Below are 21841 nucleotides of genomic sequence, written 5' to 3'. Positions count from 1 at the left end.
GCCCGTGGACCTGCACCTGCGCGGGCTGGAGGCGATGGGCGCGCGCATCGACCTGGCGGAGGGCTATATCGGCGCTTCCGTCGAGGGGCGGCTCAAGGGCGCGCGCATCGTGTTCCCGCAGGTCTCGGTGGGCGCCACCGAGAACCTCTTGATGGCGGCCACGCTGGCCGACGGCACCACCGAGCTGATCAACGCCGCGCGCGAGCCCGAGATCGGCGACCTCGCCGCCTGCCTGATCCGCATGGGCGCGCGCATCGAGGGTGTGGGCACCGACCGGCTGACGGTGACCGGCGTGACGCGGCTGGGCGGCGCCACCCACCCGATCCTGCCCGACCGCATCGAGGCCGGCACCTTTGCCTGCGCCGCGGCGATCACCGGCGGCGACCTCCTGCTGGAGGGCTCGGCGGTGTCGCACCTGGGCGCCTGCGCGCGGGTGCTGAGCGAGGCGGGCGTGGACCTGAGCGACGAGCCGGGCGGGCTTCGCGTGCGCCGCACGGGCGGGCTTCGCGGCGTGGACGTGATGACCGAGCCCTTTCCAGGGTTCGCCACCGACATGCAGGCGCAGACCATGGCGCTGATGAGCGTGGCCGATGGTGCCTCGATGGTCACCGAGACAATCTTCGAGAACCGCTTCATGCACGTGCCCGAACTGGTCCGCATGGGCGCGCGCATCAACGTCCATGGCTCGTCGGCCATCGTGCGCGGCGTGGAGCGCCTCTCAGGTGCCCCGGTGATGGCCACCGACCTACGCGCCTCGGTGTCGCTGATCCTGGCAGGCCTTGCCGCCCGCGGCGAGACCACGGTGAGCCGCGTCTACCACCTCGACCGCGGCTACGAGGCCGTCGAGCACAAGCTCGCCGGCGTGGGTGCCAACATCGAAAGAGTGCGGGGGGAGTAGCGCGATGGACCTGCCCTTCCCCGACCTCGCCACCCGCCCGCGCGCGGAAGGCGGCCTCGTGATGGCGCTGCCCAAGGGCCGCATCCTGAAGCAGCTCTCGCCCCTGCTCGCCCGCGCGGGGCTGGAGCCTGAGCCGGATTTCACCAGCGAGAGCAGCCGCAAGCTGCGCTTCACGACCAACCACCCGAACCTCGACCTGATCCGGGTGCGCTCCTTCGACGTGGCGACCTTCGTGGCCTTCGGCGCGGCGCAGATCGGCGTGTGCGGCGCCGACGTGCTGATGGAACACGACTTCCCCGAGATCTACGCGCCGCTGGACCTGCGCATCGGCGCCTGTCGCGTCAGCGTGGCCGAGCCCGCCGAGATGGTGGCGGGGGAGGACCCCAGTCGCTGGAGCACCGTCACCGTCGCCACCAAGTACCCGCGCATCGCCGCCCGCCACTTCGCCGCCCGCGGCATCCAGGCGGAGGTCGTGCACCTCAACGGCGCGATGGAGCTGGCGCCGGCCATGGGCCTGTCGCGGCTGATCGTGGACCTGGTGCAGACCGGCGCCACGCTGGCCGCCAACGGGCTGGTGGAAACCGAGGTGATCGCGCCCGTGACCTCGCGCCTCATCGTCAACCGCACCGCGCTCAAGACCGAGCCCGAGGCGATCGGCGCCTGGATCGCCCGCCTGCGCGCGGCGCTGGACGGCTGAGCCTCCGGCGGACGGACGGCGCCCCCGGTGCGAGACCTGTGCGCACCCCGGCTCTTCCCACGTGGCGGGCCCGCCGCGCTCCGGCCTTCCCGGATCAGCGCCGGCGGGTTCCGGCCGCCAGCGGTATCGCCCCGAACAGTTCTTCCGGCGGACGCGGCTTCGCCAACACCCTGAGCACGGATCGTCCCCATGAAGCGGCTTGATACGACGCAGCCCGGTTTCGCGACCGGTTTCGACGCCCTGCTCAGCAGCGCGCGCGACACCACCCAGCGCGTGGACGGCGCCGTGGCCGCCATCATCGCCGAGGTGCGCGCGCGCGGCGACGCGGCGCTGCTGGAACTGACGGCGCGCTTCGACCGCTGGACGCCCGCCGGTGCCGCGGCGCTGCGCGTTTCCGCGGAGGAGATCGCCGCCGCCCGCCAGGCCTGCCGGCCGGAACTGCTGGACGCCCTCGACCTCGCGGCGCGGCGCATCGAGCGCTTCCACGCGGCGCAGATGCCCCAGGACCTCGTCTTGCCGGAAGACGGGCTGACGCTGGGCCTGCGCTGGGGCGCGGTGGACGCGGCCGGGCTTTACGTGCCGGGCGGCAAGGCGGCCTACCCGTCGAGCGTGCTGATGAACGCCATCCCCGCCCGCGTCGCCGGCGTGGAGCGCGTGGTGATGGTGGTGCCGACGCCCGATGGCGAGGTCGCGCCGCTGGTGCTGGCGGCCGCCGAGCGCGCCGGCGTCACCGAGATCTGGCGCGTCGGCGGCGCGCAGGCGGTGGCGGCGCTGGCCTGGGGCACCGACAGCATCATGCCGGTGGACAAGATCGTGGGCCCCGGCAACGCCTACGTGGCCGAGGCCAAGCGCCAGGTCTTCGGCCGCGTCGGCATCGACAGCATCGCGGGTCCCTCCGAGGTCGTGGTGCTGGCCGACGCCGTGCAGGACCCGGCGCGCGTGGCGATGGACCTCCTCGCCCAGGCCGAGCACGACGAGGCCGCGCAGAGCATCCTGATCACCGACAGCGCCGCGCTGGCCGACCGCGTGGCCGAGGCGGTGGAAGCGGCGCTGCGCACCCTGCCGCGCGAAGCGATCGCCCGCGCTTCCTGGGAGGCACACGGCGCGATCCTGCTCGTGCGCGACTGGGACGAGGGCGTGCGGCTCTGCGACCGGCTGGCGCCCGAGCACCTGGAGGTGCTGGTGGCCGAGCCCGAGGCGATCTTCGCGCGCATCCGCCATGCCGGCGCCGCCTTCCTGGGCGAATGGTGCCCGGAAGCGGTGGGCGACTACGTGGCCGGGCCGAACCACGTCCTGCCCACCGGGCGCACGGCGCGCTTCGCCTCGGGGCTGAGCGTCTTCGACTTCCTCAAGCGCACCACCTGGGTGTCCGCCACCGAGGCCGGGCTGCACCGGGTCGGCCCGGCGGCGGTGACGCTGGCGGAGGCCGAGGGGCTCGGTGCCCATGCGCGCTCCATCGCCATGCGGCTGGGGCAGTAGAAACCCGGTGGGGGCACGCGGCGTGAGGCCGGATCGCTCGCGCCCGGCGTGTTTCAGGTTCCTGCCGCGCAACGTCCTTGCTTGACCCGGGGGGGCGCGGGGACCATGTTCCGCGCGGATTCACGCCCCACGCCGGGTGCGCTCTCGTGCGCCCGTCCGCGCGCTTTCCCGGCCGCGCCCCGGCGTGGCCCCCTTCCTGTTCCCTGGGCATGCCTCGCGATGCCCGCAACCACAGAGGATGCATGTCGAAAGAAGACATGATCGAGTTCAGCGGCCAGGTCGTCGAGCTGCTGCCCAACGCGATGTTCCGGGTCAAGCTCGACAACGAGCACATGGTCCTGGCGCACACCAGCGGAAAGATGCGCAAGAACCGCATCCGCGTGCTGGCCGGCGACCGCGTGAACGTCGAGATGACGCCCTACGACCTGACCAAGGGCCGCATCACCTTCCGCTTCAAGTAAGCGCTCGCCGCGCGGGGCCTCCGCGCCCCGGCACGTCCTGCCCTGGGTGAGCCGCCCGGAGGGGCCTGCCCGGCGGAGGGCTGACCGCGCGCCGGCCCTGCTGCCGTGCCGCTGGCCCGGGCGGCCGGGCTTCCTCGCGCTCCGTCGGGACGCGGGCGGTGCCCTTCACGGCGTGCGGCGAGGCTGCCTTGCCGTGCCCGCCCGACGCGGAGCCGAGCCGGCACGAAGCCGGCCCGATGCGAAGCTGCCCCGGTGCGAAGCTGAGCCGGCGCGTAAGCGGCACGGCGCAAAACCGGCACCGCACGGCACCGGCCCGGCATCGGGAACCGCCTCCGCAACGCCTGCCGCGACCGTCCGGCGCCCCGCGGCCGGAACCCCAACCCGGAACCCTGCCCCCGGAATCATGCCTTGACCGCTTCCCCTCCCGACGCCCGCCCGCCGCTGGTGCTGGCCAGCGCCAGCCCGCGCCGCCTCGACCTCCTGGCGCGGCTGGGCATCGTGCCCGACCGCGTCGTGCCGGCCGAGATCGACGAAACCCCCGCGAAGGACGAGCTGCCGCGCCTGCTGGCCGCGCGCCTGGCGCGCGAAAAGGCCGCGGCCGTGGCGGCGCTCGCCCCGGGGGCGTTGGTGCTGGCGGCCGACACGGTGGTCGGCGCCGGCCGCCGCGCCCTGGGCAAGCCCGCCGATGCCGCGGAGGCGCGCCGCTTCCTGCAGATGCTGTCCGGCCGCCGCCACCGCGTGTCCACCGGCGTCTGCGTCGTGGCGCCCGACGGCACGCGGCGGGAGCGGCTGGTGACCACCATCCTCAGCTTCGTGCAGCTCACCCCGGCCCAGATCGAGGATTACGTGGCGGGGCCTGAGTGGCGCGGCTGCGCCGGCGGCTATTCGATCCAGGGCCGGGCCGAAAGCTTCGTGCGTTTCCTGTCGGGCAGCCACTCCAACGTGGTGGGGCTGCCGCTGTTCGAAACGGCGCAGCTGCTGCGCGGTCTCGGCTGGCTGCGGCCCTGACCGTGGCGGCGGGCGGCCAGCCTTTCCTGATCCTCCACTCGGCCTCGCCCGGTGAGCGCCGCACGGCGCTGCTGCGCGGCGACATGCTGGAGGACTTCGCGGTGGAACGGCCGGCGCGGCCTGATGGCGTGGGCGACCTGCATCTCGGGCGCGTGGGCGCGCGGGTTCCGGCACTGTCGGGCATCTTCGTGACCCTGGCCGGCGAGGAAAGCGGCTTCCTGCCCGACAACCAGGGCGGCGAGGGGCTGTCGGAAGGCCAGGCGGCGGTGGTGCGCATCCTGCGCGCCGCCCAGGGCGGGAAGGGGCCGCGCCTCGACCGCAAGGTGCCGCGCGACGTGGCCGCGGAAGGGCCGCCGCGCCGCCTGCGCCGCGGTCCCCCGGCGGTGGAGCGGCTGGCGGCCAGCCATCCCGCCGCCGCGATCCGCACCGACGACCCTGAAACGGCCGCCACCCTGCGCGCCGCCGGCCTGGGGGACCGCGTCACGCTCGCCCGGCGCGGCACGCTGTTCGAGGACGCGGTCGAGGCCGCGATCGAGCGCCTGCTCGGCCACGAGGTGCCGCTGGAAGGCGGCGGCCGGCTGCTGATCCATCCCACCCCGGCGCTGGTGGCGATCGACGTGGACACCGGCGCCGCCACCCGCGACCGCGGCGCGCAGCGGCGGGTCAACGAGGCCGCGCTGCGTGAGGCGGCGCGGCAGATCCGGCTGCGCCAGCTGGCCGGGCCGATCCTGATCGACCTCGCGGGGCTGGCGCCGGCGGCGCGGGCGGAGTTCGTTCCGGCGCTGAAATCCGCCGCGGGCGGCGACCGCCTCCTGCGCATCCTGGGCACCACGGCGCTGGGCCTGATCGAGACGGTACGGACCCGCGTCCACCCGCCGCTGCACGAGGTCCTTGGCCTGCCGCCCACGCCGCTGAGCCACGGCCTCGCGGCCCTGCGTCGAGCCCTGCGTGAGGCCGAGTCCCGGCCCGGTGCCGCGCTGGCGCTGCGCGCCCATCCCGCCGTGCTGCGCGCGACGGAGGCGCTGGACGGCACGTTGGAGGAATACCGGCGCTGGACCGCCCGGGCGCTGGCGCTGCGCCCGGACCCGGCCCTGTTGCCCGGCGAGGAGGTGATCGAGGATGCCTGACGCGAAGAAGCCCGCACCGGGTTCCGGCGAGGCCGCCATCCCGCAGATCCCGCGCCCCGGCGCGTGGGGCGGCAAGACCACCGCCCCCTCCTGTCCGATCTGCGGCCGGCCCGCCATCCCGGAACAGCGCCCCTTCTGCTCGGCCCGCTGCCGGCAGATCGACCTGAGCCACTGGCTCACCGGCCGCTACAGCATCCCGGGCGAGAGCCTTGGCGAGGAAGAGCCCGAGGACTGAGGGCCCCGCCGCTCACGGGAGCGGTGCGACGCCGACCCACGGTTCGGCGCGACGGAGCCAGCGCAGAGGCCAGCGTGACGGGCCAGCTTGACGGACCAGCGTGACGGGGCGAACCCGACGGGGCTGGCACGGTGCGGCCGGCGCGGCGAAGCCGGAACTGGCGGGGCGGGCCTCGTTCAGAAGTCCGCCCGCAGCGACACGAAGACCCGCCGCTCCGCCTCGGCGCCGATGCTCTGGCGCTGCCGCTCGTGCAGAAGGCTCGACCCCTCGACCGCCAGGGTCAGCTGCTCGGTCAGGCGGTACCCGGCGCGGGCCGCCAGCGAGGCGTAGTCGCCCACAGAGACCGGCACGATGCCGGTGCCGGTGACGCGGTAGCCGCGCATCTCCGTGCTGTAGCGGGCGTAAAGGTCGAGGCGCAGCGCCTCGCGCTCCCACCCCAGCCGCGCCGACACCAGGTGGCGCGGCGAGGCACGGGCGAAGTCGGCGTAGCTCGGGGCCTGCGCTTCCTCCACCACGGCCAGCCGGTACTCGGTGCCCCAGTCGAAGCCGCCGCGGAACTGCCCGCTCAGCGACAGCTCCGTCCCGTAGGCGTGCGAGGAGCCGATGCTGTAGGGCGAGAGCAGCACGCCCTGCGCCGGCGAGAAGCCCGGAAAGGCGCCGAGCGAGGTGTTGATGCCGCGGTTGATCTGGAAGAAGCCGGTGATCCCGAAGCGGCCGTCGATCGCGTCGAGGCGGCGGCGGTATTCCAGCTCGTAGTTGTCCACCGTGGTGGGCTTCAGGGCCGGGTTGCCCAGCACCGTCAGGCCCAGCAGAGGCACCGGGCTGATGGCGCTGAGGTCGTAGTCGCTGGGCGTCACCACGCCGCGCGCCGCCGCGGCGCGCAGGCTGTCCACCTCGGTGGCCTTCCACACCAGCCCCAGGTTCCACGACAGGGTTTCCCAGCGGCGGCGGTAGTCGCGGTCGTCGTAGGGGCTGTTCAGCAGCGCGTCGTAGCCCCGGGCCCCGTACCAGAGGTGGTCGTAGCGCGCCGCCGCGGTCCATTCGAGGTCGGGCCGGATCACCCAGTTCCACATCAGCCCGCCGGCCGCAACGTCGAAGGCGGTGCTGGTGTCGGGCACCGACAGGATGCCGGTCGCGCCGCCGCCAGTGCCCTTGATGTCGTTGCGCCGGTACTCGGCGAAGGGGCGCAGCGTGTGCGAGGCGCCGAGCTTCACCGTGTCGCTCAGCTGCACCACCGTCACGCCCTGGCGGTTGGTGGGCACGCCGCCCAGCCCGACGTCGAGCGCGTTGTGGTACACCGAGGCTTCGACGATGCCCGCCGCCGTGTCCGCCGTCACGCGCCCGCGTACGCTCCAGGTCGTGAGGTCCCAGGGCAGAAAGATGCCGGGCAGCTGCAGCTCCCCATCGACGGAGCGCGAGTAGCTCGCGTCGATGCTGGCCCGCACGCCGTCGCGTACGCGGAACACCGCCTCGCCCGCCACCTGCCCGTGATGCGGGTCGCGGTTGGCGCCGAGCAGTTCGTCGAGGGGACCGTAGCCCTGCTGCCAGGCCTGCTGTTCGCGCAGCCCCGCCGACAGGCGCAGGCCCGAGCCCTCGCCCAGCGGCGCGGAGGCCACGCCCGAAACCTCGCGGTACTCGCCCTGGCCCGCCCGCACCGTGACGTTGTTCACGCGGTCGTAGGCCGGGTCGAAGGTGATGATGTTGACCACGCCGGCGCCGGCGTTGAAGCCGAACAGCGCGCTGTTCGGCCCGCGCACCACCTCGATCTGCCGGATCTCGCCCAGCTGCACGGGGATGCTCTGCCACGACACGCGGCCGTAGTCGTCGCGGTACACCTGCCGGCCGTTCACCAGCACCAGCATGCGCGGCGTGTTGGGCGCCGCGTAGCCGCGCGCCGTCACGTTGTAGTCGGTGGCGTTGTACTGCTGCACGTCGAGCGAGGTGAAGCGCGCCAGCACCTCGGGGATGTCGCGGGCGCCGGATCGCTTGATCTGCTCGGCGGTGATGATGTCCATGCCCACCGGCACGTCGGAGGCGCGCTGCGGCTTGCCCGCGGCGCTGGTGGTCACGGGTTCCCCGAACAGCGCTTCCAGCGCCGCGCGGTCGAAGTCCTCCGCGAGCGCGGGGCCGCCCGTCATGGCGAGGCCCAGCAGCAATGCCAGGCGCGTCGGGTGGAAAAGGCGCGTGCCGGCCATGGCCTCAGCGCTCCTGGATCATCATGCGGAAGGCGCCGGCGAAGCTGAGGCCGGCGGATTGGGCGGCGGCGCGGCTGACCAGGATTTCCACCCGTGGGCTGCTTCGCACCGCCAGCACCGCGAGGCCGCCGTCGATCAGCGCCGGGTCGGGCGAAACGGTCATGATGCCGCGCCCGGCCACCGCCCGCGCGACGGCGGCGGCCTCCGGCAGCGCGGAGTTGGTCAGCAGCAGGACGCGCGGCGCGGCGGTGCCGATCTCCGCCACCGGCAGCAGTCGCGGGCGCAGCGTCACGCCGCCGGCCCGCACGCCGTCGCCGAATCGTTGGGCGAGCTGTTCGGCCTCGACCCGCGCGGCGGGGGCGTAAAGGAGCCCGACCTCGACCGCGCCGGTGGGCGGGTGCTCCAAGAAGCCCAGGACCTGGCCGATCAGCTGCAGGTCGCGCGGCGTGGTGTCCGCAGCCCCTGCCTCGCGCCCCGGCAACAGGGTGATCGCCACCGCCAGCGCCAGCAGCCGGCGCCGGCCGGCGGGCAGCCGGCGGCTCGCTGTGCGCCTCGGGCGCTCGGGAACCGGCCTGGGCAAGCGATGGGCATCCTCATGCGGCGAGATGTTCGGGCGTGCGCCGGCCGGCGTGTCGGCGGGGCATCACCGCCACGGCACCGCGCCGTGACGGGCGGCTTGTCCCATTGCGCCTCTGAAAAAATCGCAAACATGTGCGCACCGGTGGCGGGAAACTTTCGCGGGCCGCGTCGGCGCGTTGAGGATTTGTTTGCCAGGAGCGGCGTAGAGCGGTGGCGTGACACGGAAAATCTCCCTGCCGATCCTGTTGCCGGCCTTTGCCGGCTTCATGGAGGCTGTCCGCCCGCGGTCGGAGGCCGGGTCGCGCGCCGCGGTCGCCGCCCCGCCCTCGGAGGCCTCGCGCACCGCGGTGGCCCGCACCGTCACCGGTCTCTCGGCCCTGGCGGCGCTGCTCTTCGCGCTGGCGCTGCCGGCGGGCTTCTTCGCCGCCGCGCGCTACCGCGTGCTGGGGGCCCTGGAAGCGAGCGCCACGCTGCACGCGCTCGAGATCGCGGCGCTGTCGCACTCCAACCCCGCTTTCTGGGAGTTCGACGGCGTGCGGGTGCGGGCGCCCGAGCAGGGGCGGGCCTCGGGGGAGCGGCGGCGCGTCTTCGACGCCGGGGGTCGCCTGGTTCTCGAATCGATCCCGGCGGTGGGGCTCGCCTGGCCACTCGCCACCTATAGCGAGCCGGTGATGGTGGACGGCCAGAAGGTCGGCAGCACCGAAACGGCGCGCAGCCTGCGCCACGCGCTGCTGATGACGCTGGCGGTGGCGCTGTGTTCCGGCTCGCTGGCGGCGCTGATCTTCATCGTGCTGCGCGTGGTGCCGCTGCGCCTGCTGGATGAGGCGATCCGCCGGGCGAGCTACCTCGCCGCGCACGACCTGCTCACCGGCCTGCCCAACCGAGGCCTCTTCGCGGACCGGCTGACGCAGGGGCTGGCGCAGGGGCGGCGCGACAACGACGTCACCGCGGTGCTCTGCCTTGACCTCGACCGTTTCAAGGAGGTCAACGACACGCTGGGCCACGCCGCGGGCGACGAGCTGCTGCTGGGCGTGACGGCGCGGCTGTCGGCCTGCCTGCGCGAAAGCGACACGCTGGCGCGGCTGGGCGGCGACGAGTTCGCGGTGATCCAGCTGCGCGCCCGCCAACCCGAAAGCGCCGACGCCCTGGCGCGTCGATTGATCGCGGCGCTGGAGGAGCCCTTCGCGCTCGCCGGCGGGCAGGCCAGCGTGGGGGTCAGCGTGGGCATCGCGATGACGGCGCCGGGCGCCCTCTGCGACCCGGCGCAGCTGATGCGCAATGCCGACCTCGCGCTCTACCAGGCCAAAGAGGCCGGGCGCGGCGGCTACTGCTTCTTCGCGCCCGAGATGAACCAGCGGCTGCAGGAGCGGCGCGCGCTGGAGGTGGACCTGCGCAACGCCTTGGCCAGCGGCGGCTTCCGACTCGCCTTCCAGCCGCAGATCAACCTGGAGGACGAGCGGATCATCGGCGCCGAGGCCCTGCTGCGCTGGGAACGCCCGGGCGTCGGCAACGTGCCGCCGGACCAGTTCATCGGGATCGCCGAGGAAACCGGGCTGATCGGGCAGATCGGCGCCTGGGCGATCCACGAGGCCTGTCGGCAGGCGGCGACCTGGCCAGAGCCGATGGGCGTGGCGGTCAACGTGTCACCGGTGCAGTTCCGTCAGCCTGGCCTGTGCGAATGCGTCACCGCGGCCCTCGAGCACAGCGGACTGCCGGCCAGCCGACTGGAGCTGGAGATCACCGAGGGCGTGCTGCTCAACGACACCGAGGAAACCCTGGCGACGCTGGAGCGCCTGCGGCGGCTGGGCGTGAAGATCGCGATGGACGATTTCGGCACGGGGTATTCCTCGCTCGGCTACCTGCAGAAGTTCCCCTTCGACAAGGTGAAGATCGACCGCTCCTTCGTGCGCAACCTCGGCCAGGATCCCAATGCCGGCGCCATCGTCAGCGCCGTGGTGGGCATGAGCCGGGCGCTGGGCGTGCGCGCCAATGCCGAGGGCGTGGAGCTGCGGGAACAGGCGGCCCTGCTGCTGGCACAGGGCTGCGAGGAGGTGCAGGGCTACTTCTTTGCCCGCCCGATGTCGGGCGAGGCGCTGCGGGAGCTGCTGGCCGCCCCGGTCGGCCAAGCCGCCTGACCTGGGCCGGGGACGCCGCCGCGCGGCTTCTGGAGGGCTGCGCACCATGGCCCGGCCGCCCGCTTCGGTGACGGCGTTCGGGCCGGCGGCGTGACGCTGGGCCCAAATCTGCTGCCGGCGGCGGAGATCCCGCCCGCCGCGCTCAGTCCGCAGCGCTGGCCTCCCGCAGAACGGCGTCGAGCGCATCCAGGAACATCTCCGCCTGGGCGCGGCTGAGGCAGAGCGGCGGGCGGATCTTGAGGATGTTGGCGCCGGGGCCCGAGGCGCTGATCAGCACCCGGCGCTGGCGCAGGGCGTTGACGATGCGCGTCGTGGCGGCGGTGGCGGGATCGCGCGTGGCGCGGTCGCGTACCAGCTCGACCCCGATCGAGAGGCCGGCGCCCCGCACGTCGCCGATCAGGGCGTGCCGGCCCGCGAGGTCGCGCAGCCCTTCGGCCAGGAAGGTCCCCACCGCCGCGGCATTGTCGGGCAGCGCTTCCTCGGCCAGCACGCGCAGCACGGCCAGCCCGGCCGCGGCGGAGACGGGATTGCCGCCAAAGGTGTTGAAGTAGCGCGCCGTGGCGGCGAAGCGTTCCAACACGGCGGCCTGCGCCACCAGCCCCGCGACCGGGTGGCCGTTGCCCATCGGCTTGCCCATGGTGACGATGTCGGGCTCCACCCCGTGCCGCGCGAAGCCCCACATGGTGCCGGTGCGGCCGAAGCCCGGCTGGACCTCGTCGGCGATGAACAGGGCGCCGGCCGCGCGCGCCGCGGCGGCCGCTTCTCGCAGGAAGCCGGCGGGGTCGGGAAACACGCCGTCCGAGGTGAACATCGTATCCACCAGCAGCGCGCAGGGGCGGATGCCGTGCCGGGCGAGCCCCGCGAAAGCGGCGGCGATGTCGGCCGCGAAGCGCGCGGGCATGTCGGGGCCGCGGCGATACAGGTCGGGCGGGGCGACGGTGGCGACGTGCCGGCCCAGCGGCACGCCTTCGCCCAGCGAGGGCGAAAGCTCGGCCAGGGCGCTGGTGACGCCGTGATAGGCGAGCGAGGTGATCACCACGCCCTCGCCGCCCGTGTGGGCGCGGGCGATGCGCAGCGCGAGGTCGTTGGCCTCGGAACCGGTGCAGGTGAACATCACCTGACCCGCATCCGGCCCCAGCGCCGCGGGGAAACTCGCCAGCAGCGCCTCGGCATAGTCCAGCACGGTGTCGTGCAGGTAGCGCGTGTGGGTGTTGAGCTGCCGGGCCTGGGTGGCGATCGCCTCCACCACGCTCGGGTGCGCATGACCCAGCGAGGCGACGTTGTTGTAGCAGTCGAGGTAGCGCTCGCCCGCCGCGTCGAACAGCCAGGCGCCCTCGCCGCGAACGAGGTGGACGGGGTGTTCGTAGAACAGCCGGTAGGCGGGGCCCAGCAGGCGCCGGCGGCGCGCCACCATGGTTTGCTCGTGCGGCGTCAGCGCGGTGGCGCGGGCGGGATCGAAGGCGTTGATCATCGCCATGCCGCGGGGCTCCGTGGTGGCGCCATGGGGGCTGGAGGATGTGGCGTCGGTCATGGCGGTTCAGCTTTCCACCGGCAGGAAGGGTGTCGCGAGATCGGCCAGCGCGGCCAGACCCGTGCGGGCGCCGGGCATGTTGCGCAGGATGTAGGGCGCGTTTTCCGGCTGCCGGGCGGCGCGCCAGTGGGCGATCAGCACGGTCATGGCCATGCGGGTGGCGATCAGCACCGGCAGCAGCGCGGCCTCTTCCTCCGGCACGGGGCGCACGGCGCGGTAGCCGGCCAGGAAGGCGGCGGGGCCACGCAGCGGCGCTGCGCCAGGGCGCACGAGATAGGCGCAGGCGGTCGCGACCTCCTGGATGGGCGGGGCGCGGACCATGTCGCCGAAGTCGATGATGCCGGCGAGGCGCGCGGGATCGTCCTCGGCCACCAGGATGTTGTGCGGGTTGAGGTCGTTGTGGATCACCTGGGCCGGCAGGGCGCGCAGCGCCGGGGCGCCGAGGGTGGAGAAGCGCTCCACCGCGGCGGCCGCCAGGTCGCGCAGCGCGGGCTCCGTCACCTCCGGCAGCAGGTCGCGCAGCCCGGGCGCCTCGCGCAGGTCCCACAGCAGGCGGCGGCGGTCGGCGGGGTGGCGGAACCCGGCCAGACCGTGGTCCAGACGGGCGGCGAGGGTGCCCAGCGCCCGCGCCTGGGCGGTTTCCAACGCCGCCGTCATCGGCTGGCCGGGCAGGAAGCTCAGCACGCGCAGCAGGCAGGGGCGCCCGTCCGTGGCCGGGTGCGGCAGAGTCGTGCCGCCGTCGCGGGGGCGCAGGAGGCGGGGCAGCGGCAGGTCGGGCGCGGCCTGTTCTAGGTGCAGCAGCGCGGCGTTCTGGAAGTCGGTGATGGCCGGGTCCTCGTCCGGGTGCGCGAGCTTGACCAGCAGCGGCGCGCCCGCGGGCGGGAGAAGGCGGAAGTTGCGGTCGCGCTCGCCGCTCAGGGGCGTGAGGATGCCGTCCAGCCCCCAGTGCCGGCGCAGCACCGCCAGCAGCGGCGCTGTCTCCACCGCCGGAGGCGGTGCGAGCATCAGCCGGTCCGTGAGGAGATCGGTGGCCGGCGGGGCGGCTGCCTCCGCGTCAGGCATCGGCCTGGGCTGTCGTCACGGGTCGACCTGCTCGTGCCAAGGCGGTGAACTCCTGCTGTAAGGCCGGCGGCGAGCCCGGCCCGGTGGCTGTGGCGGAACGCTGCCGCTCACACCATCGGGGATCAGGCTTGGGCCGGCGGGCTGCTTCTGTCCAGCGGGACAGGGCGGTGAGGAGGTGGTGCGAGGAGCCGATGCGACGTTGGGGGGCGCATGCAGCGGGTGGGCCGGTGCCGGGATGCCCGGGGCAGGGAGCGTCCGATGGGGGTTCGGCGGCGTAAGCCGGAACGATCGCAGGGGAGGCGATGATCAGGCCATGGGGCTCTGGACAGCCCCCAGGGGCTGCGCTACATGGCCGCCACGCCAAGCGGCGCCTGTGCCCAGGTAGCTCAGTTGGTAGAGCATGCGACTGAAAATCGCAGTGTCGGTGGTTCGATTCCGCCCCTGGGCACCTTCCTCCCTTCTCCCCCGATCCGGTATCGCAGTGCGCTGATCCGGTTTGCCGGGCCTCAGGGGATCCTGAATATCCATCCAGTTGTTGCGTGGCTCGCTGCCGCAATCCCTGCGTTCCGGAAGGATCCCGCCATCCGGTCAGGCCCGTATCGCCTGTTGCGGGGACGACGCGCCCGGCCCTGCTGTTCGTGGGGGCTGCTGCTGGCGCTGCTGTGCGCCGGGCCCGGCTCCGCTTCGGCGCAGGTGCCTGACCGCGTGCCCTTTCCGGCTGTTCTGCTCTGCGCCCTTCGGCCGGCGGGCCCAGGCCAGGCCGAAGCCGCCGCTGCGTTGGCGCAGGCCGAGCCGTCCCGCCGCCCTTCCTGCTACGGCGGCCGCGAAACGCGCGACTTCGGCTGGTTGCTGATCGGCTACGGCGTCGCCACGCTGCGCTACGTGGTGGGCCTGTTCCTGATCCCCATCGGCGCTCTGTTCGTAGCGCTGGGAAGCGTGCTGTCGCTGCTCGACGCGCTGCTCTGCTGGCGCTGAACGGCGCCAGTGGCAGGCGACCGCCTCAGCGCAGAAAGGACGACAGCGCCGAGAGCGTGTTCACCCAGCCGAGCACCTCGCCCATCGTCGCGGCGGGGAAGGACACCGTCACCGGGTCGCGCCGCTCCGCCACCGGGATGATGGCGGCGAGGTCGGCCATCGCCGGGTTGTTGAAGGCGACCTCCAGCACGTAGGGACCTTCGACCGTGAAGGGCGCCACGCCGTCCATGTCGCGCAGCGCGGCGGTGGCGGCCTCGCGGATGCGCTCGCAGGCCAGGGCGGGGGAGATGGCGCGCGCCGCGCGGGCGCCGAGCGCCTGCTTGGTCACCACCAGCCGCGCGCCGGGGAAGTGCGCGCCGCATTCGGCCGCGGTCAGGTCGTCGCCCGACAGCAGCACCACCGGCACGCCGAGGCTGCCGGCATAGGCGCCGTTCAGTGTGGCCTCGGCGCAGGGGATGCCGTTCACGCGGATCTCGCGAAAGGCGAAGCCGTTCACCGTATGCGCCAGCACGCCGTGCCGCCCGGCCGCGGTGTGGTAGCCGATGCAGAACATCGCATCGTGCTCAGCCGACAAACCGGCGCACATGTTCATCGGCTTGGGCTTGCCCAGGATTACCTCGGCGCGCGGGTCCAGCAGCTCGGGAATGAGGTTGGTCATCGGGCCGTGGCCGTCATTGACCAGGACCTCGGTGGCGCCGCCGGCGAAGGCACCCTCGATCGCGGCATTGGCTTCCGCCGTCATCAGCCGTCGGGCGCGCTCGTACTCCGCGTTGCCGGGGGTGCCCTGCAGCGGGGACACGACGCCGGCCACGCCCTCGATGTCGACGGAGATGTAGACCTTCACGCGAGGAACTCCCGGAGCGCGCGGCGGCTATGGCCGCGGAAACCTGTGACCGGCTCCGCCGCCGCGAGGGCGTCGAGCACGGCTTCCTGCGTCGCCTCGGCGGCCGCGTGGAACAGCGCGTCGATCTTCCCTTCCGCCAGGGCGCGGCGGGGGAGGATCGCGGCGTCGGGCGCGTGCGGGATGCGGTCGGCGGTGGAGAAAGCCAGCATGATGTCGCCGCTGCCATGGCCCCAGAAGGAGCCGGTCCAGGCGATGCCGGCGCCGCCGCGCGTGGCCACGCGCCGCAGCTGCCGCGCGTCGAGCGGCACGTCGGTGGCGAGCACCACGATCACCGAGCCCTTCTCGGTCTCGACGGGTTCGCGCGGGTCGATGCGGCGGCCGTCGGGCAGGCGCAGGTCGCCGGCGCGTCCGAAATTGGCGAGCACCAGCGCGCCCAGGTGGAAGTCCTGCCCGTCCAGCGCGACCCGGCGCGAGGCCGTGCCGACGCCGCCCTTGAGGCCGAAGCTGCTCATGCCGGTGCCGGCGCCCACCGCGCCGCTCGCGAAGTCCTCGCCCGCCGCGGCGATGGCGGCGACGGCGTCCTCGGGCGTGACGGCGAGGGCCTGGATGTCGTTCAGGTGGCCGTCGTTGCACTCCATCACCAGGGCGTTGACGGTGGAGGTGCGGCGGCCGATGCGCGGTTCCTCGGCCACGGCGTGACGGATCAGCGCCTCGGTGCAGGCCGCGACGCCGAAGGTGTTGGTGAGCAGGATCGGCGTCTCGATCTCGCCCAGTTCCTCGACCTGCACGAGGCCGACGCTCTTGCCGAAGCCGTTGATGACGGCGACGCCGGCCGGCAGCTTCTCGCGAAACATCCGGCCGGTGTGCGGGATGATCGCAGTGACGCCGGTGCGGATGTCGTCGCCGTGGACGAGGGTCCGGTGCCCGACGCGGAGACCGGGCACGTCGGTGATCGCGTTGCGTGGCCCGGGCGGCAGCGTGCCGCAGCCCAGGCCGAGGTCGCGCGCCCGCATCAGCGCAGCTTCTGGTCCAGCGCGTCGCGCAAGCCATCGCCCAGTACGTTGAAGGCGAGGACGGTCAGGAAGATCGCGAGGCCTGGGAAGAAGGTCAGGTGATCCGCCACGCCCAGGTAGGAGCGCCCGTCCGCCAGCATCGCACCCCATTCCGGCGAGGGCGGCTGCGCGCCCAGGCCCAGGAAGCTGAGGCCGGCTGCCACCAGGATCGCGGTGCCGATGCGCAGCGAGGTGGTGACGATCACGCCGGGCAGCGTGCCGGGCAGGATGTGGCGCAGGATCAGCGGCAGGCGCTTCACGCCGATCGAGCGGGCCGCCTGGACATAGAGCGTGTGCTTGAGCGCGAGCGTGCTGCCGCGCACCACGCGGGCGTAGATCGGCACGGAAAACACCGCGACGGCGTAGATCACGTTGGCCACGCCCGGCCCCAGCAGCGCCACCACGGCGATCGCCAGCAGGATGCCGGGAAAGGCCAGCAGCACGTCGCAGAGCCGCATGATGAGGGTATCCACCCAGCCACCGAAGAAGCCGCTGACCAGGCCCAGCGTCACGCCGAACACGGCGCCGAGCACCACCGACAGGAAACCCACCGAGAGCGAGATCTGCGCGCCCCAGATGATGCGGCTGAAGATGTCGCGCCCATAGGCATCGGTGCCCGCCCAGTGGAGGCTGGAGGGACCGGACAGGATGTTCTCGTAGTCGGGTGTCGCCGGGTCGTAGGGCGCGATCAGCGGCGCCGCCACGGCGGCGATCACCACCAGCAGGATGATGATGCCGGCCACCACGGCGGTGCGCTGGCGCAGAAAGCGGCGCCAGAACTCGCCCAGCGGGGACTGGATCTCGATCGGCGCGGCCGTGCCGGTGCCGGCGATGTCGTCGAGGGGCGCGTCGCTCATCGCAGGCGGATCTCCGGGTTCACGACGGCGTAGAGCTGGTCCACCACCAGGTTGATGAGGACGAACTCCAGCGCGAAGAGCAGGATCAGTGCCTGAATCACGGGGTAGTCGCGGTAGCTCACGGACTCCACCAGCAGGCGCCCGAGGCCGGGCCAGGCGAACACCGTTTCGATCACGATGGCGCCGCCCAGCAAGGTGCCGAACTCCAGCCCCGTCATGGTGATCACCGGGATCAGCGCGTTGCGCAGCGTATGGTGCCACACGACCCGCTGCTCCGGCACGCCCTTCATGCGGGCGGTGCGGACGTAGTCCTCGGAGGCGACCTCGACGTAGGCGGAGCGCGAGAAGCGCGCCAGGATCGCGGCCACCGTCACGCCCAGCGTGAAGGAGGGCATGATAAAGCTCCGCCAGTCGCCGTAGCCGCCGGTGGGCAGCCAGCCGAGGCGCACCGAGAAGACGTTGATCAGCAGCAGGCCCAGCCAGAAGGAGGGGAAGGAGATGCCCGATACCGCGAGCACCATCCCCACCCGGTCCTGCCACTTGTTGCGCTTCACCCCCGACAGGACGCCGATCAGCACGCCGATGGCGGTGGCCCAGACCATCGCCACCACGGTCAGCCAGAAGGTCGGCATGAAGCGCTCGCCGATCTCGTCGATCACGGGCGCCCGGGTCTTGGTGGAGCGGCCCAGGTCACCGTGCAGCGTGTTGTCCACGTAGCGCAGGTACTGTTCCCAGATCGGACGATCCAGGCCCAGGTCCTGCCGCACCAGTTCCACGTCCTGCGCCGAAGCGTCCGGCCCGGCCACCAGCCGCGCCGGATCGCCGGGCAGCAGGCGAACGAAGGCGAACACGAAGATCGACACCGCGACCAGGACGGGCACGGCGCCGAGCAGGCGGCGCAGGGCGTAGCCGAGCATCAGGAGAACGCCGCTTCCTCGATCAGCAGCCCGCCATCGGGGATGCGATACAGGTTGCTGAGGCGCTTGGCCTTGGCCGAGAGCACGTCCTCCACGCCCAGGAAGATCCAGGGCGCGTCCTTCCAGATCTGCGCCTGGGCCTGCTTGTACAGGTCCTCCCGCTTGGAGGTGTCGGCCGTGGCGATGGCGGCCTCGAGCGCCTTATCGACCTCGGGGTTGCTGTAATAGGCGGTGTTGTAGAGCTTGGGCGGCATGCCCTGGCCCCAAAACAGCGGACGCAGGCCCCAGTCGGCATCGCCGGTCGAGGAGGACCAGCCGCCGTAGTACATCTGGATCTTGGCGTCCTCGGGCTTCTGCACGCTCCAGATGCGGTCCTGCAACACGCCACTCTCGAGCGGGAAAACGTTGACCTTCACGCCCACCGCAGCCAGCTGCTGCTGCATGAACTGCATGCCGCGCTGCGCCAGCGTGTTGTTCTGCGCCCACATCTCCGTCTCGAAGCCGTTCGCGTAGCCGGCCTCGGCCAGCAGCTGCTTGGCCTTCGCCACGTCGTAGGGGTAGGGCTGCTGCTTGCTGTAGAAGCCCAGCTGCGCCGGGATCGGTGCGTCCAGCGGCTTGGCGTAGCCGTTGTAGACGACCTTGGCGTAGGCCTCCTTGTTCACGGCGTAGTTCAGCGCCTGGCGGACGCGGACGTCGTTGAACGGCTTCTGCATGCAGTTCATCGAGACGTAGCGCGCGATGATCGAGGGCGCGTCCACGATCTCGACATTGGGGGCGCGCTGCACCACGGCCGCCATCTCGGGCGGCAGCGGGTAGATGAACTGCGCTTCGCCGGTCTGCAGCATGGCGATGCGCGCGCCGTTCTCGGGCACCGAGCGGAAGGTGACGCTGTCCACCTTGGGCAGGCCGGGCTTCCAGTAGCCGTCGCTCTTCTTCACGCGCAGCGTGTCGGCGCTCCAGCTCACGAAGGTGAAAGGGCCGGTGCCGACGGGGTTGCGGTTGATGTCCTTGCCGTACTGCGCGATCGCCTTGGGGCTGAGGATCATGCAGGCCGGGTGGGCGATGGTGTTCACGAAGGCGCCGAAGGGCTCCTTCAGGAACACGCGCGCCGTCTGCGGGTCCACCACGTCCACGCGGTCGAGCATGGCGATCAGGCTCTGGCGCTTGAGGCGGTTGTCGGGGTTGGCCACGCGCTCGAAATTCGCCTTGACCGCGGCGGCGTCGAAGGGCGTGCCGTCGTGGAACTTGACGTTCTGGCGCAGCTTGAAGGTGAAGACCTTGGCATCCGCGTCGGCCTCGTAGCTTTCGGCCAGCACCGGGATCAGCTTCATGTCCTTGTCGAAGCCGTAGAGGCCCTGGAGCATGAGGCGGCAGGCCGACTGCGACAGCGTGTCGTTGACGTCGGCCGGATCGAGGCCGGTCAGGTTGTCGGGCACGCCCACCACCAGGTCATTGGCGGCGGCGGCGGCCGGCGTCGCACCGGCGAGCCAGGGAAGGGCGCCCGTGGCGCCCAGCGCGCCCAGCAGCGCCCGGCGGTTGAGGCTGAAGCGGTCGGTCATGGGGTCTCCTCCTCCACTCGGTGGATCAGGGGCGGGCGCGGCGTGCCGCGTCCCACCCGTATCTTAGTACAGGCCGCCGACGTGATGGCGGGCGACGTAGTGATCCAGGCCCACCTGCACCAGCGGCGCGACCTCGGGCAGGTCGTCGGGGCGGCGCAGCGGGCTCGGCACCTCGCTGTCATCCAAGCCCCGGTCATGGCCGCGGCGGCTCGGGTCGGGCACCGGCACCGCCGCCAGCAGGCGCCGGGTATAGGCATGCTGCGGGTTGGTCATCACCGCCTGACGGGGGCCGATCTCCACGATCTGGCCCAGGTACATCACGGCGACGCGGTGGCTGACGCGCTCCACCACCGCCATGTCGTGCGAGATGAAGAGGTAGGCCAGCCCCATCTCGCGCTGGAGGCGCATCAGCAGGTTCACCACCTGGGCGCGGATCGACACGTCCAGCGCCGCCACGGCCTCGTCGGCGATGATGACCTGCGGCTGCGAGGCCAGCGCCCGCGCGATGGCCACGCGCTGGCGCTGTCCGCCCGACATCTCGTGCGGGTAGCGGCGGGCGTGCTCGGGGCCGAGGCCGACCTGGGTCAGCAGCTCCGCCACCCGGTCCTCGACGGCGCGGCCGCGCAGCAGCTTATGGGTGTGGATCGGCTCGGCCACCGAGAAGCCCACGGTCAGGCGCGGGTCGAGCGAGGCGAAGGGGTCCTGGAACACGAACTGCACGCCGCGCCGCAGCCGGGCCTCGCGCGCGTTGTCCAGCGTGGTCATGTCCACCCCGTCGAAGCGGATCTGGCCCCCGCGCGGCTGTTCCAGGCGGATGATGGAGCGGCCGGTGGTGGACTTGCCGCAGCCGGACTCGCCCACCACGGCGAGCGTTTCGCCGGCGCGCAGGTCGAAGCTCACGTGCTCGGCCGCGTGGATGCGGCCCACCACGCGGTTGAACAGCCCGCGCTTAACGTCGAAGCGGGTGGTGAGGTCGCGCACCGACAGGATCGGCGCGGCCTGCCTGGCCACCGTGTCCTGCGGCGCGGGCGGCGGGGCGCCGGGGGTGGGGAAGGGGACCGGCAGCGGCTGGTCGGCCAGGCTGCCCAGGGTGGGCACCGCCGCCAGCAGGCGCTGGGTATAAGGATGCTCAGGCGCGGCGAAGATCCGGTGGACGTCGCCTTCCTCCACCGCCTCGCCGCGGCGCATCACCACCACGCGGTCGGCGATCTCGGCCACCACGCCCATGTCATGGGTGATGAAGATCATGCCGAGTTCGGTTTCTTGCTGCAGCGAGCGGATCAGCCGCAGCACCTGCGCCTGCACCGTGACGTCGAGTGCGGTGGTCGGCTCATCGGCGATCAGCAGCCGGGGACGGCAGCTCAGGGCCAGGGCGATCATCACGCGCTGCCGCATGCCGCCCGACATCTGGAAGGGGTAGCGGTCGAGCTGCCGCGCGGCTTCCGGGATGCGGACCTTTTCCAGCAGCCGCTTCGCCTCGGCCCGGGCGGCGGCGTGGTCCAGGCCCTGGTGCAGCTCCACCGCCTCGGCGATCTGGTCGCCGACGCGGAGCACCGGGTTGAGCGAGGTCATCGGCTCCTGAAAGATCATCGCGATCTCGGGGCCGCGCAGGCGCCGCATGGCGTCGGGTGCTTCGGCCGCAAGGTCGCGCAGCTTTCCCGCCCGGTCGCGGAAGCCGATGCGCCCGGCGGTGATCTTTCCCCCGGCGTGGTCCAGCAGCCGCGTCACCGCCAGCGAGGTGACCGACTTGCCCGAGCCGCTCTCGCCCACCAGCGCCACGGTCTCGCCGGCCCGCACGGTCAGGCTCAGCCCGTTGACGGCGGTGAAGTCACCGAATCGGACGGTGAGGCCCGAAATGTCGAGCAGCGGCGCTGAGTCTGGAGTCGGAGGCAAGAACAGGTCCGGTTCGTGGTGTTTCGGGGGCTATAGAGCGCCTGATCCCATCCGCCAACCAAGTGCCCTGAGGGTCTCCGGATTCACCCTTCCGTGACGGGCGGGATGGGGAACGAAGAAGGTCCGGCGGCGGCTTTCGGCTGGAAACAGTGCGCTGCCGGATGATGCTTCCGCATGGTCATCGAACCTGTGTCTTCCGGGTCGCTTGGACTCCGGAAACTGTGAGGATGACGAGCTCGGGTTTGGGGAGCTATGGCTTCATCTAGCGAAACCGACGATACCAGACACCATATATGGTGTTCCTCCACCGAATCGAGCCGCGCCGCCCTGGAGGGCC

General features: G+C 72.5%; 19 protein-coding genes and 1 tRNA gene. 10 read left to right on the top strand and 10 right to left on the bottom strand.

The window, feature by feature from the left end:
• The 7 genes from murA to ACFFGY_RS16240 all read left to right on the top strand — a co-directional run.
• The coding region (gene murA / locus ACFFGY_RS16270) for a UDP-N-acetylglucosamine 1-carboxyvinyltransferase (protein ID WP_377045553.1) at positions 1–898 on the top strand (898 nt) is incomplete at its 5' end.
• 4 nt (positions 899–902) lie between these two features.
• Positions 903–1595, top strand: a complete 693-nt coding sequence (gene hisG / locus ACFFGY_RS16265) for an ATP phosphoribosyltransferase (RefSeq protein WP_377045552.1) — start codon at positions 903–905, stop codon at positions 1593–1595.
• Between the two features lie 189 nt (positions 1596–1784).
• Positions 1785–3074, top strand: a complete 1290-nt coding sequence (gene hisD / locus ACFFGY_RS16260; protein WP_377045551.1) for a histidinol dehydrogenase — start codon at positions 1785–1787, stop codon at positions 3072–3074.
• Positions 3075–3316: 242 nt separating this feature from the next.
• The gene (infA, locus tag ACFFGY_RS16255; RefSeq protein ID WP_007003972.1) at positions 3317–3535 is read left to right on the top strand and encodes a translation initiation factor IF-1; all 219 of its coding nucleotides are present in this window, start codon (positions 3317–3319) and stop codon (positions 3533–3535) included.
• Between the two features lie 408 nt (positions 3536–3943).
• On the top strand, positions 3944–4543 hold the full coding sequence (locus tag ACFFGY_RS16250; RefSeq protein WP_377045550.1) for a Maf family protein: 600 nt from the start codon (positions 3944–3946) through the stop codon (positions 4541–4543).
• Between the two features lie 2 nt (positions 4544–4545).
• The gene (locus ACFFGY_RS16245; RefSeq protein ID WP_377045549.1) at positions 4546–5670 is read left to right on the top strand and encodes a ribonuclease E/G; all 1125 of its coding nucleotides are present in this window, start codon (positions 4546–4548) and stop codon (positions 5668–5670) included.
• Entirely contained in the window at positions 5663–5905 is a 243-nt protein-coding gene (locus ACFFGY_RS16240; RefSeq protein WP_377045548.1) for a DNA gyrase inhibitor YacG, read from the top strand. The genes ACFFGY_RS16245 and ACFFGY_RS16240 overlap by 8 nt, the downstream gene beginning before the upstream one ends.
• A 176-nt stretch (positions 5906–6081) precedes the next feature.
• On the opposite strand, the gene ACFFGY_RS16235 is transcribed toward ACFFGY_RS16240, so the two are convergent.
• Together ACFFGY_RS16235 and ACFFGY_RS16230 are read right to left on the bottom strand one after the other, a co-directional pair.
• A complete protein-coding gene (locus ACFFGY_RS16235) occupies positions 6082–8100 on the bottom strand; it encodes a TonB-dependent receptor plug domain-containing protein (protein ID WP_377045547.1) in 2019 nt (672 codons plus the stop codon).
• Between the two features lie 4 nt (positions 8101–8104).
• Complete coding sequence (locus ACFFGY_RS16230) at positions 8105–8680, bottom strand: YfiR/HmsC family protein (protein WP_377045546.1); 576 nt, start codon at positions 8678–8680, stop codon at positions 8105–8107.
• 214 nt (positions 8681–8894) lie between these two features.
• Between ACFFGY_RS16230 and ACFFGY_RS16225 the strand changes: the two genes are divergently transcribed.
• A complete protein-coding gene (locus tag ACFFGY_RS16225) occupies positions 8895–10814 on the top strand; it encodes a putative bifunctional diguanylate cyclase/phosphodiesterase (protein WP_377045545.1) in 1920 nt (639 codons plus the stop codon).
• Between the two features lie 142 nt (positions 10815–10956).
• Here the strand turns inward: ACFFGY_RS16225 and ACFFGY_RS16220 are convergent, their stop codons facing one another.
• Together ACFFGY_RS16220 and ACFFGY_RS16215 are read right to left on the bottom strand one after the other, a co-directional pair.
• Positions 10957–12345, bottom strand: coding sequence for an aspartate aminotransferase family protein (locus ACFFGY_RS16220; RefSeq protein ID WP_456316171.1), 1389 nt, complete (start codon positions 12343–12345; stop codon positions 10957–10959).
• A 6-nt stretch (positions 12346–12351) separates the two neighbouring features.
• The gene (locus ACFFGY_RS16215) at positions 12352–13407 is read right to left on the bottom strand and encodes a phosphotransferase (RefSeq protein WP_377045544.1); all 1056 of its coding nucleotides are present in this window, start codon (positions 13405–13407) and stop codon (positions 12352–12354) included.
• 375 nt (positions 13408–13782) lie between these two features.
• On the opposite strand from ACFFGY_RS16215, the gene ACFFGY_RS16210 reads away from it, so the two are divergent.
• Positions 13783–13855 (top strand) — tRNA-Phe (locus ACFFGY_RS16210).
• A 329-nt stretch (positions 13856–14184) separates the two neighbouring features.
• Entirely contained in the window at positions 14185–14382 is a 198-nt protein-coding gene (locus ACFFGY_RS16205) for a hypothetical protein (RefSeq protein WP_377045543.1), read from the top strand.
• Positions 14383–14407: 25 nt separating this feature from the next.
• Here the strand turns inward: ACFFGY_RS16205 and ACFFGY_RS16200 are convergent, their stop codons facing one another.
• The 6 genes from ACFFGY_RS16200 to ACFFGY_RS16175 all read right to left on the bottom strand — a co-directional run bounded on the left by ACFFGY_RS16200 (position 14408) and on the right by ACFFGY_RS16175 (position 21504).
• Entirely contained in the window at positions 14408–15226 is an 819-nt protein-coding gene (locus ACFFGY_RS16200) for a M55 family metallopeptidase (RefSeq protein ID WP_377045542.1), read from the bottom strand.
• Positions 15223–16239: a DmpA family aminopeptidase gene (locus tag ACFFGY_RS16195; RefSeq protein WP_377045541.1), complete on the bottom strand. Its 1017-nt coding sequence runs from the start codon at positions 16237–16239 to the stop codon at positions 15223–15225. The genes ACFFGY_RS16200 and ACFFGY_RS16195 overlap by 4 nt, the downstream gene beginning before the upstream one ends.
• A complete protein-coding gene (locus tag ACFFGY_RS16190) occupies positions 16239–17135 on the bottom strand; it encodes an ABC transporter permease subunit (protein ID WP_377045540.1) in 897 nt (298 codons plus the stop codon). Before ACFFGY_RS16190 ends, ACFFGY_RS16195 begins: the two co-directional genes overlap by 1 nt.
• On the bottom strand, positions 17132–18052 hold the full coding sequence (gene gsiC, locus ACFFGY_RS16185; protein ID WP_377045539.1) for a glutathione ABC transporter permease GsiC: 921 nt from the start codon (positions 18050–18052) through the stop codon (positions 17132–17134). The genes ACFFGY_RS16190 and gsiC overlap by 4 nt, the downstream gene beginning before the upstream one ends.
• On the bottom strand, positions 18052–19611 hold the full coding sequence (gsiB, locus tag ACFFGY_RS16180) for a glutathione ABC transporter substrate-binding protein GsiB (RefSeq protein WP_377045538.1): 1560 nt from the start codon (positions 19609–19611) through the stop codon (positions 18052–18054). The genes gsiC and gsiB overlap by 1 nt, the downstream gene beginning before the upstream one ends.
• Before the next feature lie 63 nt (positions 19612–19674).
• The gene (locus ACFFGY_RS16175; RefSeq protein ID WP_377045537.1) at positions 19675–21504 is read right to left on the bottom strand and encodes an ABC transporter ATP-binding protein; all 1830 of its coding nucleotides are present in this window, start codon (positions 21502–21504) and stop codon (positions 19675–19677) included.
• Positions 21505–21841 lie beyond the last annotated feature (337 nt).

Origin of the sequence: Roseomonas elaeocarpi (assembly GCF_042433915.1) — a bacterium.
In the GTDB taxonomy this organism is placed as follows: domain Bacteria; phylum Pseudomonadota; class Alphaproteobacteria; order Acetobacterales; family Acetobacteraceae; genus Roseomonas; species Roseomonas elaeocarpi.
This window is presented reverse-complemented; position numbering and strand designations above follow the sequence as displayed.

Bases quoted from the DNA above. Each gene is read 5' to 3' on its own strand.
- gsiC (WP_377045539.1), bottom strand. From the start codon at position 18,052: ATGCTCGGCTACGCCCTGCGCCGCCTGCTCGGCGCCGTGCCCGTCCTG.
- ACFFGY_RS16235 (WP_377045547.1), bottom strand. From the start codon at position 8,100: ATGGCCGGCACGCGCCTTTTCCACCCGACGCGCCTGGCATTGCTGCTG.
- ACFFGY_RS16240 (WP_377045548.1), top strand. From the start codon at position 5,663: ATGCCTGACGCGAAGAAGCCCGCACCGGGTTCCGGCGAGGCCGCCATC.
- infA (WP_007003972.1), top strand. From the start codon at position 3,317: ATGTCGAAAGAAGACATGATCGAGTTCAGCGGCCAGGTCGTCGAGCTG.
- hisG (WP_377045552.1), top strand. From the start codon at position 903: ATGGACCTGCCCTTCCCCGACCTCGCCACCCGCCCGCGCGCGGAAGGC.
- gsiB (WP_377045538.1), bottom strand. From the start codon at position 19,611: ATGACCGACCGCTTCAGCCTCAACCGCCGGGCGCTGCTGGGCGCGCTG.
- ACFFGY_RS16215 (WP_377045544.1), bottom strand. From the start codon at position 13,407: ATGCCTGACGCGGAGGCAGCCGCCCCGCCGGCCACCGATCTCCTCACG.
- ACFFGY_RS16220 (WP_456316171.1), bottom strand. From the start codon at position 12,345: ATGACCGACGCCACATCCTCCAGCCCCCATGGCGCCACCACGGAGCCC.
- hisD (WP_377045551.1), top strand. From the start codon at position 1,785: ATGAAGCGGCTTGATACGACGCAGCCCGGTTTCGCGACCGGTTTCGAC.
- ACFFGY_RS16190 (WP_377045540.1), bottom strand. From the start codon at position 17,135: ATGAGCGACGCGCCCCTCGACGACATCGCCGGCACCGGCACGGCCGCG.
- ACFFGY_RS16195 (WP_377045541.1), bottom strand. From the start codon at position 16,239: ATGCGGGCGCGCGACCTCGGCCTGGGCTGCGGCACGCTGCCGCCCGGG.